This window comes from Amycolatopsis sp. DSM 110486 (assembly GCF_019468465.1).
Lineage (GTDB): Bacteria > Actinomycetota > Actinomycetes > Mycobacteriales > Pseudonocardiaceae > Amycolatopsis.
Map to the genome: position 1 here is coordinate 1,567,559 of NZ_CP080519.1, position 17,609 is coordinate 1,585,167.

At 70.3% G+C, this 17,609-nt stretch carries 21 protein-coding genes; 8 read left to right on the top strand and 13 right to left on the bottom strand.

Features of this window, described 5'->3' with window-relative positions; genetic code table 11:
• Position 1 precedes the first annotated feature (1 nt).
• From K1T34_RS07470 to K1T34_RS07480, 3 genes are all read right to left on the bottom strand, one after another.
• A complete protein-coding gene (locus K1T34_RS07470; RefSeq protein ID WP_255638381.1) occupies positions 2-1,669 on the bottom strand; it encodes an alkaline phosphatase in 1,668 nt (555 codons plus the stop codon).
• Between the two features lie 255 nt (positions 1,670-1,924).
• Positions 1,925-2,308: a peptidase inhibitor family I36 protein gene (locus K1T34_RS07475; protein ID WP_220243551.1), complete on the bottom strand. Its 384-nt coding sequence runs from the start codon at positions 2,306-2,308 to the stop codon at positions 1,925-1,927.
• Positions 2,305-2,607: a hypothetical protein gene (locus K1T34_RS07480; RefSeq protein WP_220243552.1), complete on the bottom strand. Its 303-nt coding sequence runs from the start codon at positions 2,605-2,607 to the stop codon at positions 2,305-2,307. Before K1T34_RS07480 ends, K1T34_RS07475 begins: the two co-directional genes overlap by 4 nt.
• Here K1T34_RS07480 and K1T34_RS07485 point away from each other — a divergent pair.
• Positions 2,594-4,057 (top strand): AlkA N-terminal domain-containing protein, encoded by a 1,464-nt coding sequence (locus K1T34_RS07485; protein WP_220243553.1) that lies wholly within the window; start codon positions 2,594-2,596, stop codon positions 4,055-4,057. The genes K1T34_RS07480 and K1T34_RS07485 overlap by 14 nt on opposite strands.
• A gap of 6 nt (positions 4,058-4,063) precedes the next feature.
• On the opposite strand, the gene K1T34_RS07490 is transcribed toward K1T34_RS07485, so the two are convergent.
• The 6 genes from K1T34_RS07490 to K1T34_RS07515 form a co-directional block, all read right to left on the bottom strand.
• Positions 4,064-5,035 carry an alpha/beta fold hydrolase gene (locus K1T34_RS07490; protein WP_220243554.1) on the bottom strand — a complete coding sequence of 324 codons (972 nt, stop codon included), beginning with the start codon at positions 5,033-5,035 and terminating at the stop codon, positions 4,064-4,066.
• Positions 5,036-5,209: 174 nt separating this feature from the next.
• Positions 5,210-6,034: an isocitrate lyase/phosphoenolpyruvate mutase family protein gene (locus K1T34_RS07495; RefSeq protein WP_220243555.1), complete on the bottom strand. Its 825-nt coding sequence runs from the start codon at positions 6,032-6,034 to the stop codon at positions 5,210-5,212.
• A 61-nt stretch (positions 6,035-6,095) separates the two neighbouring features.
• Positions 6,096-6,815 (bottom strand): hypothetical protein, encoded by a 720-nt coding sequence (locus tag K1T34_RS07500; RefSeq protein WP_220243556.1) that lies wholly within the window; start codon positions 6,813-6,815, stop codon positions 6,096-6,098.
• Entirely contained in the window at positions 6,790-7,806 is a 1,017-nt protein-coding gene (locus K1T34_RS07505) for an alcohol dehydrogenase catalytic domain-containing protein (protein ID WP_220243557.1), read from the bottom strand. The genes K1T34_RS07500 and K1T34_RS07505 overlap by 26 nt, the downstream gene beginning before the upstream one ends.
• Before the next feature lie 67 nt (positions 7,807-7,873).
• Positions 7,874-8,500, bottom strand: a complete 627-nt coding sequence (locus K1T34_RS07510; RefSeq protein WP_220243558.1) for a peptide deformylase — start codon at positions 8,498-8,500, stop codon at positions 7,874-7,876.
• A 15-nt stretch (positions 8,501-8,515) separates the two neighbouring features.
• On the bottom strand, positions 8,516-9,082 hold the full coding sequence (locus K1T34_RS07515; protein WP_220243559.1) for a TetR/AcrR family transcriptional regulator: 567 nt from the start codon (positions 9,080-9,082) through the stop codon (positions 8,516-8,518).
• 117 nt (positions 9,083-9,199) lie between these two features.
• Between K1T34_RS07515 and K1T34_RS07520 the strand changes: the two genes are divergently transcribed.
• Positions 9,200-10,396 (top strand): cysteine desulfurase-like protein, encoded by a 1,197-nt coding sequence (locus K1T34_RS07520; RefSeq protein WP_255638382.1) that lies wholly within the window; start codon positions 9,200-9,202, stop codon positions 10,394-10,396.
• Here K1T34_RS07520 and K1T34_RS07525 read toward each other — a convergent pair.
• Both K1T34_RS07525 and K1T34_RS07530 read right to left on the bottom strand, forming a co-directional pair.
• A complete protein-coding gene (locus K1T34_RS07525) occupies positions 10,374-10,553 on the bottom strand; it encodes a hypothetical protein (protein ID WP_220243561.1) in 180 nt (59 codons plus the stop codon). The genes K1T34_RS07520 and K1T34_RS07525 overlap by 23 nt on opposite strands.
• A 349-nt stretch (positions 10,554-10,902) precedes the next feature.
• Positions 10,903-11,949: an aldo/keto reductase gene (locus K1T34_RS07530; protein WP_220243562.1), complete on the bottom strand. Its 1,047-nt coding sequence runs from the start codon at positions 11,947-11,949 to the stop codon at positions 10,903-10,905.
• Between the two features lie 116 nt (positions 11,950-12,065).
• Here K1T34_RS07530 and K1T34_RS07535 point away from each other — a divergent pair, with 116 nt between their 5' ends.
• A complete protein-coding gene (locus K1T34_RS07535; protein ID WP_220243563.1) occupies positions 12,066-12,881 on the top strand; it encodes a helix-turn-helix transcriptional regulator in 816 nt (271 codons plus the stop codon).
• Between the two features lie 25 nt (positions 12,882-12,906).
• On the top strand, positions 12,907-13,659 hold the full coding sequence (locus tag K1T34_RS07540; RefSeq protein WP_220243564.1) for an enoyl-CoA hydratase-related protein: 753 nt from the start codon (positions 12,907-12,909) through the stop codon (positions 13,657-13,659).
• A 79-nt stretch (positions 13,660-13,738) separates the two neighbouring features.
• On the opposite strand, the gene K1T34_RS07545 is transcribed toward K1T34_RS07540, so the two are convergent.
• Complete coding sequence (locus tag K1T34_RS07545; RefSeq protein ID WP_370643805.1) at positions 13,739-14,311, bottom strand: TetR/AcrR family transcriptional regulator; 573 nt, start codon at positions 14,309-14,311, stop codon at positions 13,739-13,741.
• Entirely contained in the window at positions 14,193-14,834 is a 642-nt protein-coding gene (locus K1T34_RS07550; RefSeq protein WP_220243566.1) for a GNAT family N-acetyltransferase, read from the bottom strand. Before K1T34_RS07550 ends, K1T34_RS07545 begins: the two co-directional genes overlap by 119 nt.
• 328 nt (positions 14,835-15,162) lie before the next feature.
• On the opposite strand from K1T34_RS07550, the gene K1T34_RS07555 reads away from it, so the two are divergent.
• The 4 genes from K1T34_RS07555 (at position 15,163) to K1T34_RS07570 (ending at position 17,608) form a co-directional block, all read left to right on the top strand.
• On the top strand, positions 15,163-15,585 hold the full coding sequence (locus K1T34_RS07555; RefSeq protein ID WP_220243567.1) for a hypothetical protein: 423 nt from the start codon (positions 15,163-15,165) through the stop codon (positions 15,583-15,585).
• 280 nt (positions 15,586-15,865) lie between these two features.
• Positions 15,866-16,402, top strand: coding sequence for a hypothetical protein (locus K1T34_RS07560; RefSeq protein WP_255638383.1), 537 nt, complete (start codon positions 15,866-15,868; stop codon positions 16,400-16,402).
• A gap of 226 nt (positions 16,403-16,628) precedes the next feature.
• Positions 16,629-17,075, top strand: coding sequence for a helix-turn-helix transcriptional regulator (locus K1T34_RS07565; protein WP_220243569.1), 447 nt, complete (start codon positions 16,629-16,631; stop codon positions 17,073-17,075).
• A gap of 2 nt (positions 17,076-17,077) precedes the next feature.
• Positions 17,078-17,608: a toxin gene (locus tag K1T34_RS07570; protein WP_220243570.1), complete on the top strand. Its 531-nt coding sequence runs from the start codon at positions 17,078-17,080 to the stop codon at positions 17,606-17,608.
• Position 17,609 lies beyond the last annotated feature (1 nt).

Consider the following 17,609-nt stretch of genomic DNA (forward strand, 5'->3'; position numbering starts at 1 on the left):
GTCAGTGGACGTGGATGGCGGGGACGCGGTCTTCGACGGTGAGCTTGGCGCGCGTGGTGACCTTGCCGTCGCGGATGGAGACCTTGTCGACCACGCGGTAGTCGGCAGTCCACTCGCGCGGGGTGACCTCGCAGCGCACGTAGCCGCGCTGGAAGTTGCCGAACTTCACGTGCGGGTTCTCGTCGAGGATCACCCTCCCCCCGGCGTCGAGGTCCATGCCGTCCTGACCCGACGTGATCGACGTGCCGACGAACTCCGTCGCCACCACCGGCGAGCTCGGGTCCGCGTAGTCCGGTCGCAGCTCCGAAGCGACGCTGCGGTGCAGGTCGCCCGCGATGCTCACCAGGTTGCGCACCTCGCGATCCTGCGCGCCGCCGAGGATGCGCTTGCGGGAGGCGACGTAGCCGTCCCACGTGTCCATCGGCACGAGCACGGGTGGGCCGGCGGCGGTGTCGAGCTGCGCGATCGCGGTCTGGTGCGCGAGCACCTCCCAGCGCGCGGAGTGCTGCGCCATGCCGTCGAGCAGCCACTTCTCCTGCGCGGCACCGGTGATCGTGCGGTTCGGGTCGAGCGAGTCCGGGTTCGTGGCTTTGGTGCCGTCGCCCGCGGCCTGGTCGTCGCGATACTGGCGCGTGTCGAGCACGTTGAAGCGGATCAGGTCGCCGTACTGGAACCGGCGGTACATCTGGATGTCCGGGCCGTTGGGCAGCTGCGTCGTGCGCACGGGCTGGTGCTCCCACCACGCGCGGAACGCGTTGGCGCGCCGCACGAGGAACTGCGCGACGGGGTCGTTGTTCTCGGAGATGTCGCCGGCCCAGTTGTTCTCGACCTCGTGGTCGTCGATCGTGACGATCCACGGCGCGGCGGCGTGCGCGGCCTGCAGGTCGGGGTCGGTCTTGTAGAGGGCGTAGCGGCCGCGGTAGTCGTCGAGCGTCGTGGTCTCGCGCTGGAAGTCCACGGCCATGTCCTGCTTGCGCAGCCCTCCGTCGGCACCCACGCCGTACTCGTAGATGTAGTCGCCGAGGTGGAACACGACGTCGTGGTCCTTCGCCGCCATGTCGCGGTAGGCGGTGTAGAAGCCCTCGTACCAGGCCTGGCAGCTCGCGTACGCCAGCGAGACGGCGGGCATCGACTGGTGCGCGGTCGGCGACGTGCGGGTGCGGCCGACCGGGCTGGTGTGCCCGCCGACGTGGAAGCGGTAGAAGTAGTGTCGCCACGGCCGCAGCCCGCGGACGTCCACGTGCACGCTGTGCGACTCCTCGCGTCGGGCGAGTGCGTTGCCGGAGCGCACGACGCGGCGGAACCGTTCGTCCTCGGCGACCTCCCAGCGCACCGACACCGGGCGGTCGTTCATGCCGCCGAACGGTTCGAGCGGCTTCGGCGCCAGGCGCGTCCAGATCACGACCGCGTCGGGCAGCGGGTCGCCGGAGGCGATGCCGAGCGTGAACGGGTAGCCGGGCACGCGGTCGGTGTCCACGGTGGTGGCGCCGGAGGCGGTGATGCCGGGCAGCGTGCCGGCGAGCGCCAGAGCGGCGGCGGCTCCGGTGACGGTGAGGAACTTGCGTCGCGTCGGGTTTTCCACGTCGCTCCGATCCAGTGCGGTCCCGGCGGCGCTCGTGCCCGCGGGAGGGCGGACGGCCGCACGGTGCGGCACGTGAGTTGTGCTCACCGTCGGCGGCTTCCCCAGTTCGCTTCCTCGCCGGTGGAGCGGGTTTTGAAACGTATCAAGACGGGACGGTTCGTGCGTGGTTCGTCCCGCGCTGGGCACGTTATCCGGCTGCCGGCGCGCCGTGAACGATCACGGCGGTGAATTCGAGCTGAAGTCTGGGGAAGGTTGTCAGGGGTAGCGCTGAGTGACCATCGGAGACGACAAATAGTGCCACCAGAATTGTTATCCGGTGACACTATTTGTGGTTCTGTCAGATCAGACGAACAACACGCAGCTGGCCTTGTTGTCGAAGTTGTTGTTCGAGAAGTCGGTGTCCACCGAGTTCTTCTTGGCCTCGTAGCCCTGGTTGCCGCCGCAGTTGCTCGAGTCGTAGAGTTTCACGACGTGGCTCGTGTTGTTCTTCATCGAGCTGGCACCGTTGGTGACGAATCCGTTGCCGCCCGCCCACGCGGTCTTGGACAGGTCGATCGCGCCCGCACGGTAGGCGAACTCGATGTGCTGGCCCTTGTAGTCGTCGTCCTCGAACAGGCAGAAGTGCCCGGAGGCGCAGGTTCCGGCCGCACTGGCGGACGGCGCCAGCGCGAGCATCGAGCCGGCGCCCACGAGCACGCCGAGGACCAGCGAAATGTGCTTCTTCATTCAATCGCCTTTCGATGGATAAACCCGGCCGACGGGCCGGATCCGAACAGGCGGGAACGTCCCCAGACGCGTATGGCGAACTTCCCCAGAACTCCCGCCAGTGCGAAAACTATAGCGATCGCTGTTCGGCACACACCGCCGAAGTGGTGATCGTCACCGACCAGTCGGTATGGTGTTTCGGTGATCGGGAAAAGTGCTCCGCCGCCTTCGCCGAGTGTGACGCTCGGTGGGGTGGTGTCGCATTCCCGCCAGGTTTTGTCGGTGCCGCCGGGCAGACTGGCGGGCGTGTACGAGGACATCGAACGCTGCGTGCGCGCGGTGCAGTCGAAGGACGCCCGGTTCGACGGGTGGTTCTTCACCGCCGTCGTCACCACCGGTATCTACTGCCGGCCGAGCTGCCCGGTCGTGCCGCCGAAGGTCGAGAACATGCGCTTCTACGGCAGCGCGGCGGCGGCGCAGACGGCCGGGTTCCGCGCGTGCAAGCGCTGCCGGCCCGACGTCACGCCGGGATCGCCGTTGTGGAACGAGCGCGCCGACGCGGTCGCGCGCGCCATGCGGCTGATCGCCGACGGGGTGGTCGACCGCGAGGGCGTGGGCGGGCTCGCGGCGCGGCTCGGGTACAGCGTGCGGCAGGTCGAGCGGCAGGTGTACGCCGAGCTTGGCGCCGGCCCGCTGGCGCTCGCGCGAGCCCAGCGCGCCGAAACCGCGCGGCTGCTGGTCGAGACCACCGAGATGCCGATGGGCGACATCGCGCACGCCGCGGGGTTCTCGAGCATCCGGACGTTCAACGACACCGTGCGCCAGGTGTTCGCCCTGACACCGAGCGAGCTGCGGTCGCGGGCGTCCGGCGCGCCGTCGTCGCCGGGGGCGCTGTCGTTGCGCCTGCCGTTCCGCGCGCCGCTGTGCCCGGACAACCTCTTCGGCCACCTGGCGGCCACCGCCGTGCCGGGCGTCGAGGAATGGCGCGACGGCGCGTACCGGCGCACCCTGCGCCTGCCGCACGGCCACGGCATCGTCTCGCTGGCGCCGACACCCGACCACATCGCGTGCCGCCTCAGCCTCACCGACCTGCGCGACCTGTCGGCCGCGATCAGCCGCTGCCGGCGCCTCCTGGACCTCGACGCGGACCCCATCGCGGTCGACGCCCAGCTCTCCTCGGATCCGGCGCTGGCCCCGTTGGTCGCGAAGAACCCCGGACGCCGGGTGCCACGCACGACGGATCCGGCGGAGTTCGCGATCCGGGCGGTGCTGGGGCAACAGGTGTCCACCGCCGCGGCTCGCACCCACGCCGCCCGCCTGGTCACGGCTCACGGCACGCCCGTCGACGACCGTGAGGGCGGCCTGGGTTTTCTCTTTCCCACTCCGGCCGATCTTGCGGATCTGGATCCTTCGTCGCTCGCGATGCCACAGTCTCGCCGGCGGACGCTGCTGGGCCTCATCGCCGCCCTCGCCGCGGGCGACCTCGACCTTTCGCCGGGCGGGGACTGGGCTCGCGCCCGGGCCGAGCTGTCGGCGCTGCCGGGGTTCGGGCCGTGGACGGTGGAGACCATCGCGATGCGGGCGCTGGGCGATCCGGATGCGTTTGTGCCGACGGACTTGGGGGTGAAGCTGGCGGCTGCGGCGCTGGATCTGCCGACGTCGCCTTCGGCGCTGACGCGGCATGCTTCCGTTTGGCAACCATGGCGGGCCTACGCGGTGCAGTACCTGTGGGCGACGGGTGATCATCCGATCAACTACCTGCCGGCCTAGGGGTGCCTATTCCTGCGGGGCGAGGAAATCCAGGAGGGCTGTGGCGACGGCGTCGGGAGCTTCGAGCCAGGGGACGTGGCCGACGCCCGGCAGCGTCACGCGGGTCGCCGTCGGGAGCGCGGCGTGCAGGGAGTCCACCGCCCAGCGGGGGCGGATGTCCTGGTCACCGTCGACGATGAGGGTGGGAGTGGGCAGGGCGCGGCAGGCTGCGATGAGCTCGGATTCGGTCGGGGCGTGGTGTTTTTCCTCGGCGTTGATGGCGGCGTTGCAGCCGTAGTTGATCGAGAACCAGGGCGTGGCCATCTGCTCGGCGTGGGTGAGGGCGGTCGAGGGATCGGGGAAGTCGGCGGACCATTGCAGGACAGCCAATTCTCGGTCCTCGGCCGGGGTTCGGGCGCGGGAGTTCAGCTCCCTGAGCCGTGAAAGGTCCTGGCCGAGGCGGCCGGCGAGGTTGCGTTCATACGACGGATGCCAGGCGCGACCGAGGCCGGTTCCGGACACGTAAACCAGCTTGGTGACGTAGGCCGGGTGGTCCAGGGCGTAGTGCAGTGCCAACGTCGCTCCCCAGGAATGGCCCAGAACGGCGGCACGGGTCAGCCCGTAGTAGCGACGGACGGCGTCCAGGTCGGCGATCGTCTGCGCGAGCGAGTACGGCCCGCGGCGTTCCGAGCGGCCGCACCCGCGCTGGTCCCAGCGGATCACGCGCAGACGAGTGGCCAGCGCGGCGGCGAGGCCGCCGAACATGTCCCACAGGCCCGGGCCGCCGTGGCACAGGATGAGCGGCTCGCCCCCGCCGACGGCCGTCGTCCAGAGGCGAGAGCCGTCATCCGCCGAGATCAGGTCCCCAGGGTGATCCGTAGGATTCAGTCTCGCGGGATCCACCTGGTTCGCGTCCGGATACTCCACGCCGGTCAGCCTCGCATCATCCACGTGCTTCGGCACCGGGCGAACCACGCCGCTCAGCTCCGCATCGTCCATGCGATCCGAACCCGCACCATCCAGCCTCGCGTGACCGGCGCGATCCGAACCCGCACGATCCGCGCGGTCCGGTCCGCAAGATCCATGCGGTTCAGTTTTGTCCCCAGCCGCGCCGAAACGGGTGGGGACAGAGCGTGGGTTACACGGCAGTCAGCTCCACACAGCCGAAGGCCCTCACTTGAACAAGCCGTTCAAAGCGCCGAAATCCATCGCAGAGTCCAGTTCGTCGTAGGTGCCCGCGCCGAGCATTTCCTGGGCCGCGCGGAGGGCCACGGCGTAGGCGCCCTGGGCCAGCGCTGTGCCGACGGTGACGCGGCGGACGCCGGCAGCCGCGAAGTCCGACGCCGAGGGCGCGCCCGGCCCGGCCATGGCGGCGACCGGCAGAGGAGAAGCGGCCGTCAGCTCGCGAAGCAAGGCCAGGTCCACCAAGCCCGGCACGAAGATGCTGTCCACGCCGGCCTCGGCGTACGCGTGGGCGCGCGCCACCACGTCGCCGAAGCGGGCCTCCGGCTTGCCGACGCCGAAGAGGTACACGTCCGTCCGGGCGTTGATCCACAGCTCCGGCAAGCCGGCCGATGCAGCGGCCGCACGGCCTGCCGCCAGGCGTGCGGCCTGGACCTCCGGAGAGAACAGCGAGAGTGTGCCCGCCCTGGAGTCCTCCAGGTTGACGCCGACCGCGCCGGCGGCGATGACCTCCTCGACGGTCGCGGCGACGTCCGCGGGATCGGGGCCGTAGCCGCCTTCGATGTCGGCGGTCACCGGCACCGAGACGGCCCCGACGATCTGCCGCACGGCAGCCGTCATCTCAGAGCGCGTCAAACCCTGGCCGTCACTGCGACCGAGCGCCCACGAGACCCCGCCGCTCGTGGTGGCGATGGCCTTCGCGCCGGCGTGCTGGATGACGGCCGCGCTGCCGGCGTCCCACGCGTTCGGCAGTACCACCATCGGCTGAGCGTGCAGCTCTCTGAACGCCTTTGCCTTGTCCTGCAACGATTCCATGCGATTCCTCCCAGTCGAACCCGAACAAGGGAGGACGCTAGCAGCGGGCACCGACAAAAACTCAGCTCAACGAGATCTCGCTCAGATCGATCGACACCATCACCGTCTCCTCCCGGTACGCGCGCCGCCGCGTCGGGAAGCTCAAGCCCGAGAACACGGCGTGGTCGTACACGTACTGCACCCCGGGAAACCCGCCCGCCACGTCGACGTTGTAGTCGTGCCGGCGCAGCAGCCCGTCCGGCCCGAAGAAGAATCGCTGCACCCGCGAGTGGCTCGCCACCGAGTCCGGGAACGTCGCCTCCAGCACGTGCCACCGCTCACCGTTCACGACCACCAGCGCGGTCTCCACGACCGAAAACCCCTCACCCGCCAGGAGGAACGGTGTCGTCAGGTACGTCCACAACGCGTACCCGTTGAAGTACGCGCGGTGCAGCGGGTCCCATGGCGTCGTCAGCCCGTGCCCCGCGAACGACTCGCGCGGGTTGTCGCGCGAAGCAACGACAGTGCCGTCCAGCTTCTCGATCGCGATGCGCCCCGGCTCGAAGCGCGTGCGCTGGTCGGGCGCGCCGAACGGGTGCAACGAACCCTCCTCGCGCACCAGCGACACCGTCATCCGCCGCGGGTTCGGGTCCTGCACGAGGCCCTTCATCGCCCAGAACTCGCCACCGGTCACGATCGTCGCGGTCAGCGAGGTGAACTGGCGCCAGCGGTCGAGGCCGCCGTGGGCATCGAGGACGTCGTCGAGCAGTGCCACGTCAGGCCGCCAGGTCGAGGACGACACGGAAGCGCGCCTGGCCGGACAGCATGCGCTCATACGCCTTCGGGGCGTCGGTCCACGGGACGATCTCGTTCATCGGCCGCACGCCGCGGGCCTCGGCGAACGCGAGGCTGTCCTCGTTCTCGACGGCCGAACCGGTGAGGCTGCCGGACACCGTGCGCGTGCCGAAGATCAGGTCCGTAGTGCCGATCGACAGCGGGTCGGGCGCCGCGCCGACGACCACCAGCCGCCCGCGCGGCGCGAGCCCCGCGACCAGCGGCGACATGGACGTGCCACTCGAGGCCGTCGCGACGATCGCCGCCGCGCCGCCCAGCTTCTGCAGCTGCGCGCCGGGGTCGGCGGCGGTGCTGTCGACGTACTCGTCCGCACCGAGGCGGGTGGCGAGCTCGGCCTTGTCCGTGCCACGCGCGATCGCCGCGACGCGGTAGCCCAGCGCCTTCGCGTACTGCACACCGAGGTGGCCCAGCCCGCCGATGCCCTGCACCGCGACCAGCGAGCCCGGACGCGCGTCGAGCTTGCTCAACGCGCTGTACGTGGTGATCCCCGCGCACAGCAACGGTGCGGCGTCCGAAGAGGACAGTCCACTCGGGACGCGGACTAGGCCGGTCGTACGGGCGTAGGCGTATTCGGCGTAACCGCCGTCGACGTGCGTGCCGGTCCACGGCTGGTCGGTGCAGTTGACGAAGTCGCCGCGCCGGCAGGACTCGCACTCGCCGCAGTGCCCGCCCAGGTAACCGATGCCCACGCGCTCACCCACGTGCCACGCCCGCACACCCTCGCCGACGGCGTCGATCACCCCGACGATCTCGTGGCCGGGCACCCGCGGCACGTCCGGGTCGGCGCGCATCCCCTCGACCGCCAGCACGTCGGAGTGGCAGACGCCGCAGTACTCCACTTTGACCCGCACCTGCCCGTGCGACGGCGCGACGAGCTCCCGCTCGCTGAGCGCGAACTGGCGGGTGCCGGTGACTTCCAGAGCTCGGTAAGTTGTCATGAATTGAATATGACCGGTCGTCTTACTCGCTGTCAAGGGTCACACCCGAATCGAGCACCCGCGTTTTTCAGGGCAGGTCGAAGCCCAGTTCCTTGGCGGCGTCGACCGGCGTCGGCTGCGCCCACCGCTGCGCGACGGACTGGTGCGTCGACAGCGAACGCAGCTCCGCACGGTCGAGATAGAGCACGCCACCGAGATGGTCGGTCTCGTGCTGGACGATGCGCGCCGGCCAGCCCGCGAACTCCTCGTCGACGGCCGCGCCCGTCTCGTCCTGCGCCTCAAGCCGGACGCGCAACGGCCGCGCGACCACGGCCTGCCAGCCGTTCACGCTCAGGCAGCCCTCGAAGAACGCGACCCGCTCCGAGCCCAGCGCCGTGTACCGCGGGTTCACCAGCACGCGAAACGGCAACGGCCCGATCCCCCGCACTGCCAGCACCTCGGGCGGCGTGTTCGGCCGCTCGTAGTCCTCGACCACGGCGAGCTGCACCGGGAGCCCGATCTGCGGCGCGGCCAGCCCGACGCCGGGCGCCGCGTGCATCGTCTCCTTCATGCCCTCGATCAGCCCGGCGAGCGCGGCGTCACCCAACTGGCCTTCGTAGGGCGCCGCGGCCGTGCGCAGCACCGGGTCACCGGCCTGGACGATGGGCCACGGGAGCGGCTGGGCGAGCAGTTCGTCCACCAGGTCGGCGAGCACGCTGGGGGCACCTTCCTACAGCAGGGAGCCGAACACCACGTCGAAGAAGTCGTCCAGCGGGGCGACGCTCTTGGCCACCTTGGTACGGATGATCGCACCCTCCCACGCGTCGAGTACGAACCGCCCGAGCAGCTCCGGGTCCTTGTCGCCCTTGACCTCGCCGGCGGCCTGCGCCTGGCGGATGGAGTCGGTGATGCTGTCCGACCAGTGCGTGAGGCTCTCCCCGACCTGCTTGCGGATCACGGGACTGTGGTCGGCGCGCTCGGAGCCCATGTTGCCGATGAGGCAGCCGCGGGTGAACTCGTTGTCCACCAGCACGTCGCGCATCACGGTGAACCGCGCGCGCAACGTTTCGAGCGGACCGAGGTCGCCGTGGCCGTCGCGCCAGCCGGAGCTTTCGGCGTAGCGCGCGACGACCTCCGCGCCGAGGTCTTCCTTGCTCTTGAAGTGGTTGTAGAACGACCCCTTGGGCACGCCGGCCGCCCGGGTGATGGTGTCGACCGAACACGCGGCGAAGCCGTAGCGGTGGAACTCGGTGACCGCGGTGTCGACGATCACCTCACGAACGCTGGGACGTGGCATCTGTCGATTATATGACCGGTCGTCTCAGCTGTCGACCAAGCTGCCCTGACCAGGGTCGGAGGCGGGATCCACGGCCGATCTCGCACCCGCCTGATCGCTTCCGGCATGCTGGGCTCCGTGGCCTATGACGTGAACGCGATCCGCAAGCATTTCCCCGCCCTTACCGAAGGGGCTGCGCACTTCGACGGGCCCGGGGGCTCACAGGTGCCGGACGTGGTGGGGGAAGCCGTGGCGGCCGTCCTCTGCTCCGCGATCGCCAACCGGGGAACCGTGACGCCGGCCGAGCGGCGCGCCGACGGGGTCGTGCGCGAGGCGCGCCAGGCGGTGGCCGATCTGCTCGGCGCGAAGCCCCAGGGCGTCGTCTTCGGGCGCAGCATGACGCAGGTGACGTACGACTTCTCGCGCACGCTGGCCAAGACGTGGGAGACCGGGGACGAGGTCGTGGTCACGCGGCTCGATCACGACGCCAACATCCGGCCGTGGGTGCAGGCGGCGGCCACGCGTGGAGTCACCGTGCGGTGGGCCGACTTCGACCCGACGACGGGTGAGCTGCCGGTCGAGGCGGTCACGGCGCTGCTGACCGACAAGACGCGGCTGGTGGCCGTGACGGCGGCGTCCAACCTGCTCGGCACGCGGCCGGACGTCGCGGCGATCACGGCGAAGGCGCGCGAAGCCGGGGCACTCAGCTACGTCGACGGGGTGCACCTCACACCGCACGCCACGGTCGACCTCAAAGCACTCGGCGCCGACTTCTACGCGTGCTCCGCGTACAAGTTCCTCGGCCCGCACCTCGGCGTGCTCGCGGCCGCGCCCGAGCTGCTGGAGACGCTGCGGCCGGACAAGCTCGTGCCGTCCAGCGACGCCGTGCCGGAGCGCTTCGAGCTGGGCACGCTCCCCTACGAGCTGCTCGCCGGCACGACCGCGGCCATCGACTTCCTCGCCAATCTGGTGCCGGCCGAGGGCACGCGACGCGAGCGCCTGGCCACGTCGCTGGCCGCGCTCGAGGTCCACGAGCAGGAAATGCTGCAGCGCCTCGACGACGGGCTCGCCGCGCTGCCCCGGGTGGTCCGCTACGGCTCCCCGAGCCGCGAGCGCACGCCGACCGTCCTGTTCTCCGTGAAGAACCACGAGCCCAAGGCCGTGTACGAACACCTCGCGAGCCACAACGTCAACGCGCCGGCCGCGAGCTTCTACGCCATCGAGTGCTCCCGCCACCTCGGCCTCGGTGACACGGGCGCGGTCCGCGCGGGCATCGCTCCGTACACGACAGCGGCCGAGGTCGACCGGCTGGTCAGCGCGGTAGCGGAGCTGTGACCGCCGTCCCGCGCACGTAGACCGCGCGGATGTCGTGGATGGCCGCCGGGTCGGTGAACGGGTTGCCGCCCACCGCGAGCACGTCGGCGTCGAAGCGCCAGGCGGCCCTTGCGGTGGCCCAGCCCGCACACCCCGGCGGCCACAGACGTCGCGGCACGGAAGGTGTCCACTGTGGACATCCCGGACAGTTCCAGCATGTGCGCGCACGAGTTGCCGGAACGGCCAGTACGGCGGATACCGGCAGTCGCGCCACCCCAGGCCTCGGCAGCCCGGCCCGGCGCACGACCTCGGCGGCCAGCCGGCTCTTGCCCACGCCCGGCTCGCCGGGCGATCAGCACGACGCGCCCCGATGCCGTCCGCTGTGGCCCGGGCGTGCGCGTCGAGCACGGACGGCTCCCGCTGCCGCCCCACGAAGCCGGCTTCGTCTGTGTTGCCTCCCGAGGTAACCGTCCACCCCGTCGATCGTCACCGCCGTGAGGAGTGTGTCAGTTTTCTCCGGTTTCGGGTCACGCGTCGGCGACGGTCCGGCGCACGGTCGTGCGCCGGTCGTCGACCGAGCCCCACTGGTCGCCGTACGTGCTGGCCTTGATCCGGTCGCTGCGCAGCACGTCGTGCGGGAAGCCGAGAGACGGCCGGCTGAGCTCGTCGAGCCGAGCAACCCGAGACGCGTCCAGCACGACGTCCGCGCTCGCCAGGTTGTCCCGCAGCTGCGCCTCCGAACGCGCGCCGATGAGCGGGATGATCCCGCGCTGCCGCAGCCACGCCAGCGCCACCTGCGCCGGCGACCAGCCGCCTTCCCGAGCGATGGCGACGACCTCCCGCACCACGGCGTCGTTGTCCTCGCCAGGTCGGAACGTGCCGCCGAGGTCGAGCCGGCCCGGTTCGCCACGCAGGTACTTGCCCGTGAGCCGCCCTTCGGCGAGCGGTCCCCACGCCAGCACCGGCAGGTCGAACACGTGCGCCATCGGCAGCAGCTCGCGCTCCGGCGTGCGTTCCAGCAGGTTGTAGCGGATCTGCAGGGCGACGAACGGGGACCAGTCGCGCAGCTCGGCGAGTGTGTTGGCCTGCGCGACCTCCCACGCGGGCCAGTCGGAGACACCGACGTAGAGGACCTTGCCCGCGCGCACCTGGTCGTCGAGCGCGCGCATCACCTCGGGCACCGGTGTGAGCGTGTCTCGCACGTGGACCCACAGCAGGTCGACGCGGTCCGTCCGCAGGCGGCGCAGGCTCGTTTCCAGGGAGTCGACGAGGTTCTTGCGGTGGTTGCCCGCCGAGTTCAGGTCGCCCGCGCGGGTCTGGGCCGTGTACTTCGTGGTGAGCACGAACCGGTCGCGGCGGCCGTCGAGCAGCTCGCCGAGGATGCGTTCGGACGAGCCCTGTGTGTAGGTGCTCGCGGTGTCGAGGAAGGTGCCGCCGGCCTCGGCGTAGAGGTCGAGCAGCCGCGCGCTGGTCTCGCGCGGCGCGCCCCAGCCCCAGTCCTCGCCGAAGGTCATCGTGCCCAGGGCGAGCTCGGAGACCCGCACGCCCGTTTTGCCCAGCAGTGTGTAGCGCATGCGTCCACGGTGCGGCGGCCGCGAAAGCCGGCGCCACGGCGCGTTCGTCCGTAGGACCACCAGTACCAGGCTGGCCGGTTCTCGCGCGGGCGCCGGCCGGCGTGATACTGCCGGACATGACCGAGCTCGCCGACTTCCTGCGCGCCAGCCGCTCGCGCGTGCACCCGGGCGACGTCGGGTTCGCCGCCGACGCCAAGCCGCGGCGGGTGCCGGGGCTGCGGCGAGAGGAGGTGGCGCAGCTGGCGAACGTGAGCGTCGACTACCTCGTGCGCCTGGAGCAAGGCCGCACCACCAACGTCTCGCGCGGGGTGCTCGAATCGCTCGCCGACGCGTTGCAGCTGGCGCCCGACGCGCGCGAGTACCTCCTGACCATCGCCGGCCCGGCCGACCCCGCCCCACCCGTCGGGGAGGTCCGGGACCAGACGCGGCGGCTGCTCGCGTCACTCGACCTGCCGGCGCTCGTGGTCGGGCGCGCGCTCGACGTGCTGGCCTGGAACCCGGTCGCGGCCGCGTTGTTCGCCGAGTTCGGCGCGCTGGAGCCGGAGCGGCGCAACATGGTGCGGATGGTGTTCCTCGACCCGGACTACCGCGCGATGGTCGCCGACTGGCCGCAGGTGGCGCGCGAGTGCGTCGCCTGTCTGCGCCGCGACGCCGGACACTATCCGGACGACCCGCGGCTGGCCGCGCTCGTCGAGGAGGTGTCGGCGGCCGACCCGGACTTCCGCACGTGGTGGGTCGATCACCGCGTGCGGATGGCGGGGTTCCGGCGCAAGACGTTCCTGCATCCGCGCGTCGGGCCGGTGACGGTGGACTCGCAGCGCCTCGGGGTGGAGACCGACCCCGGTCAGTTCGTGGTGGTGTACTCGGCCGAGCCCGGTTCGGCGTCGGAAGCCGCGTTGCGCAGCCTCGCCGAGATGGCGTTGACCGGCTGAGTTCCGTTGTGGAACTCTCGGGGGCATGAGCATCGACGTCGTGGCCGGCGAAGCCGTCACCACCGTGACGATCAACCGTCCGGACAAGCGCAACGCGCTGACCACGGCCCTGTACTCGGCCCTGGCCGAAGCGCTGGAGACCGCGGCCACACCGATCGTCGTCCTCACCGGCGCCGGCGGCACGTTCACCGCGGGCAACGACCTGGGCGATTTCCTCGCGCCCGACGAGGGCAGCGGGGACGACACACCCGTGCGGCGTTTCCAGGAGGCGCTGCTCGCCACGCGCGCGGTGGTGGTCGCGGCCGTCGACGGCCCGGCCGTCGGCATCGGCGCGACGCTGCTGCTGCACTGCGACCTCGTGTACGCGACCGAGCGCAGCTACCTGCAGTTCCCGTTCACGTCGCTGGGCCTGGTGCCGGAGTACGGCAGCAGCTTCGTGCTGCCGCGTCTGCTCGGCCCGCAGCGCGCCGCCGAGCTGCTGCTCTTCGGCGGCCGCGTGCCCGCCGCCGAGGCGCACCGGCTGGGGCTCGTCAACGAGGTGCTGGCCGACGCGGCGGCGCTGGAGGCCCGCGTCGCCGACCGGACGGCCGCGCTGGCCGCGCAGCCGGCTTCGTCGCTGGCGCTGACCCGCGAGCTGCTGCGCGATACCGAGAACACCAGCGTGCGCGCGCGGATGGACGTGGAGTCGCAGCACTTCGCGAAGCTGCTGCACGACCCGGCGACGGTCGCCAACCTGCGCGCGAAGCTCCGACGCCGTTACCAATCCGACCAGAAGTAGGCGGGAATCCAGCAGGACGTGACTGCGTCCAGCAACCGTTCCCGCCGTGACTGTGGTCGGATTGGTAACCGACAACGCATCAGGCGAGCTTGCGGCGGCGCTTGTCCACGGCGCCGTCAAGCAGCGGCCGCAGCTCCTCGACGATCGAGTCGAGCGGGGCGACGTCTTGCTCGGCGCGCGCGAGCACGATCGCGCCTTCGAGCGAGCTGATCATCAGCACGGCCAGCGAAGCCGCGCGCGTGGGAGATACGCCCATCTGCTCCAGTGCTTCCACGAGCGGTTTACGCCATTCGGCGAATGCGCCGGCCGTACTCTCCCGCAGCTTTTCGCTCATCGCGGCGGAATCGGCGACCGTGGCGACGATCGGGCAGCCGTTCCCGAATCCCTGATCGGCGAATTCGGCGCGCCACGGCGCGACCATCGCGGCGAAGAGGTTGCCCGGCGTCGCGTCTTCCAGCGATTCGGCGTTGCGGCGCACGCGGCGCGCGGCGTACCTGCCGGCCCAGGCGACCGCTTCGGCGACGAGCTGCTCCTTACCCCCGGGGAAGTAGTGCTGCAGCGACCCCCGCGGTGCGTTCGCGTGGGTCACCACGTCCCGCAGGCCCGTACCGCCGACGCCCTGCGTCCGCAGCAGCTGCGCGGCGCTGAACACCATCCGGTCCCGCGCCGGCCTCTCCGACTCCGCCACCGACAACCTCCTTCATGACGCTGGTCATGCTAGTCGGCACGACCCGTTCGAACTCCTTCTCGCCCCGCTCGAATGTCGCGACCGGGCGGAAGCCGTGTGCGCGCAGCAGGCCCTCGGCCGGCGCGTTGCCGACCTGGACGGTGGCGTGCAGCGTCCAGCCCGCCCATCGGACGTCCTCGGTCAGGCTGCGCACGAGCGCGCTCGCGATGCCGCGGCGGTGCCAGGCGTCGGCCACGAGCACCGCGAGCTCGGCCCGGCGCTCGCCTTCCGGCACGAGGTTGACCAAGCCGACCGCAGCGTCGTCGACCTTGGCGACGAGGGCCGCGCCGGCGAGCAGGAACGCGCGGTAGCGCACCAGGACCCAGTCGGGCGCCGGGCGCACGGGCAACGTGAAGCGCCACGCGAGGCTCTCCGGCGAGCACGCTCGCACGAGTCCCTCCACGGCACCGGCGGTCGCCGGCTCGACGGTCACTATGACAGCTGTCATGGCCCATGGGTAGCACGGTTTTCCTGATCGACTCACTATGACGGACGTCATAGTCGTGCTCACGCTACCGACACGGCCGGCCCCGACCGAGACCCACACCGCCCAGTCGAACGGTGGGACATGACCGGTTCTGGGTAATCCGATTTCACTTCCCGTGTGCGCCATCACCCAGTGCGCTGAAAAATGCCGGCAATTCATGCGTGGAACACAATCTGTCGCGCCGTGAGCCTTATCGGGTGAAAACCGTTCCCGAAACCTTCCGACCTCGTGATTCTTCTCTATCTTCTAATCTAATCTTCTCGAAACAGTGCACGAAGGGGACGCGGTCATGACCCAGTCGATCGAAGCTCCGGCGAAGGAATTCTGCGTCGACTGGGAGATGGAGGGAAACGACGGCGGCCGTGTGAACGTCACGCTGTCGGGTCACGTGAGCCTGCTCGACGGCAGCCGCTTCTACAAGGTCGACGGCGTGCTCTACATCGCGGAAGGCGCCGAGTACTGCCGCGAGGTCGGCAACCCGCGCCTCTACGTCCGGCGCAACGGCGTGGAAGCCAGCGGCCGGCACTGGGGCTGGGAGACGATCAGCTCGCGCAAGACCGCCAACCGCCTCTGCACGATGGACGGGTACTTCGTGCGCACCGGTTACTGGGCCCCGTCCGACCGGTCGATCCAGCTGAGCATCGTGGCGGAGCACGGCATCACGCGACGCAAGTCATACAGCGGTACGGCGACCGTCCGGCTCGTGGACTGACGCAGGTTTCCGGGCTCCGCATTCAACGCGTGGCGAGCATCGGGCAAGTCGATCACGACGTGAAGTGACGGCGTTCACCCACAAGTGGGGTGAAGACCTTGAGCGTGCTGAGGAACACACCGTTTTCCCAGGAAAATCAAAGAAAACGTTGTGCTGGACACAGCGCGCGCGGGCGTGTACGAGGACCATGGAGCCCATGCGGAACAAGGCTCGGGCTGGCAGACCACCTCTTCTCTTCACCCGTTTCCTACGACGACTGGGATTCGCGCGGAATCCGCTCGTGCGGCGCTCCGACCGGATCGAGGGTCTCCTCGCCGGCCTGGCCGCGCTGATCGCGATCTTGGCGCTCCCGCTCGTGGTACTGCTCGGCAATGCCGACGTCTCCCACGAGACCGCGGCGTCGGACGCGCAGCTGCACGCGCGCCACCAAGTCACCGCGACCGTGCTCGCGCCCGCGCCGAAGACGGCGTCGATGGGCGACAGCGCCCCGATCGCCCACAGCTCTCGAGTAACCGCCAACTGGCAGCTGCCGAACGGCTCGCCGCAGACCGGCGTCGTGACGGTGCCCGCGGGCGCCGGCAACCCCGGTTCGCAGGCGCCGATCTGGCTGGACGACAACGGCAAGCAGACCACCGCCCCGCTCACCCACGCCGACGCGGTGACCAACGGCGTGCTCGTGGGCACCTTCACGTGGCTCTGCGCGATCGGCCTGCTGGCCGGCGCGTTCTGGATCGCCCGGCGCGTGCTCGACCACCGGCGAGCGATCCGCTGGGCCGACGAATGGGCACAGCTCGCCGGCCCGGAGGCAGTTCGCTGAAGCCGGCTGCCTCCGGGCCCCGGCCGGCGGACCGGCGGAGCGACACCCCCAGCGCCGCCCCGCGGCAGTGCAACGCCTACCGCTAAGCCTGTGTTGGCGAGTTAACTAACAGCTAACTCGCACTGCTCACAGTCTTGTGTAGGGGAGCCCTGATTGTCAACTGTCAGCTAATCTGGGATAGTCGACCTAGCTGAGAGCAATCAGTCGCTGACCGGAGGGGGCGGACATGTCCAGTGACTCGAGTGATGACACTCGGCCGACGTTGGCCTCCAGGCTCGACGATCTGTTCCGCACGGTGCGCCCGCAGGGCAAGCACTGGACGAACGCCGAGGTCGTGACCGAGCTCAAGCGCGTGTCGCCGGAGCTGAAGGTCGGCTCGGTGTACCTGTCGCAGCTGCGGTCGGGCAAGCGCACCAACCCGTCGCAGGAGCTGTTGGCGGCGCTGGCGAAGTTCTTCGGGGTGTCCGTCGCGTACTTCTTCGACGAGAAGGTGGCGGGCGACGTGCTGAGCGAGCTGGCCGCCATCGAGGCGATGCGGCAGGCGGGCGTGCGCGCGGTCGCGATGCGCGCGGCGGGGATGCGCGAGGAGAACCTGCAGGCGATCACCACGATCATGGACCAGTACCGCCAGATGCAGGGCCTGCCGCCGGTCAGCGACGAAGCGGCGGGCTGAGCATGGCGGAGGAGCGTCGCGACCAGCTCAAGCGGATGCGCGAAGAGGGCGCCCGGCGGATCGCCGAGCTGGATCTGCCGAAGGGCTGCGACCTCCCGACTCTGTGCGAACGGCTGGGCACCATCCGCGAACGGCCGATCACGCTCGTGCCGATGCCCATGCCGGCCTCCCACCCGTGCGGCATGTGGGTTGCGGCGCAACAAGAAGACCTCATCTTCTTCGACGCCAACACCACCGGCGCACACCAGGAGCACATCATCTTGCACGAGCTCGGTCACATCATCTGCTGCCACCGCGGCTCGGGCCTGCTCGACGACGAGAGCGCCCGGTCCCTCTTCCCCAACCTCGACCCGGACATCGTCCGCGACATGCTGATGCGCGCCACCTACGACGACGCGCAGGAGCAGGAGGCGGAGATCATCGCGTACCTGCTGTCCGAGCGGATGGGCGTGGTGCCGGCTCCCGCCCCGGCCGCGAAGGTCCCGGCGGCGGAGGAGAAGCCGATCGACCGGATCGAGCGGATGCTGCTGTAGA

Coding starts and splice junctions, on each gene's coding strand:
- K1T34_RS07535 (WP_220243563.1), top strand. CDS start 12,066: ATGACCGAGCTCGCCGACTTCCTGCGCGCCAGCCGCTCGCGCGTGCAC.
- K1T34_RS07565 (WP_220243569.1), top strand. CDS start 16,629: ATGTCCAGTGACTCGAGTGATGACACTCGGCCGACGTTGGCCTCCAGG.
- K1T34_RS07475 (WP_220243551.1), bottom strand. CDS start 2,308: ATGAAGAAGCACATTTCGCTGGTCCTCGGCGTGCTCGTGGGCGCCGGC.
- K1T34_RS07555 (WP_220243567.1), top strand. CDS start 15,163: ATGACCCAGTCGATCGAAGCTCCGGCGAAGGAATTCTGCGTCGACTGG.
- K1T34_RS07570 (WP_220243570.1), top strand. CDS start 17,078: ATGGCGGAGGAGCGTCGCGACCAGCTCAAGCGGATGCGCGAAGAGGGC.
- K1T34_RS07540 (WP_220243564.1), top strand. CDS start 12,907: ATGAGCATCGACGTCGTGGCCGGCGAAGCCGTCACCACCGTGACGATC.
- K1T34_RS07490 (WP_220243554.1), bottom strand. CDS start 5,035: ATGGACGATGCGGAGCTGAGCGGCGTGGTTCGCCCGGTGCCGAAGCAC.
- K1T34_RS07495 (WP_220243555.1), bottom strand. CDS start 6,034: ATGGAATCGTTGCAGGACAAGGCAAAGGCGTTCAGAGAGCTGCACGCT.
- K1T34_RS07550 (WP_220243566.1), bottom strand. CDS start 14,834: ATGACAGCTGTCATAGTGACCGTCGAGCCGGCGACCGCCGGTGCCGTG.
- K1T34_RS07515 (WP_220243559.1), bottom strand. CDS start 9,082: ATGCCACGTCCCAGCGTTCGTGAGGTGATCGTCGACACCGCGGTCACC.
- K1T34_RS07480 (WP_220243552.1), bottom strand. CDS start 2,607: ATGTCCTCGTACACGCCCGCCAGTCTGCCCGGCGGCACCGACAAAACC.
- K1T34_RS07530 (WP_220243562.1), bottom strand. CDS start 11,949: ATGCGCTACACACTGCTGGGCAAAACGGGCGTGCGGGTCTCCGAGCTC.
- K1T34_RS07505 (WP_220243557.1), bottom strand. CDS start 7,806: ATGACAACTTACCGAGCTCTGGAAGTCACCGGCACCCGCCAGTTCGCG.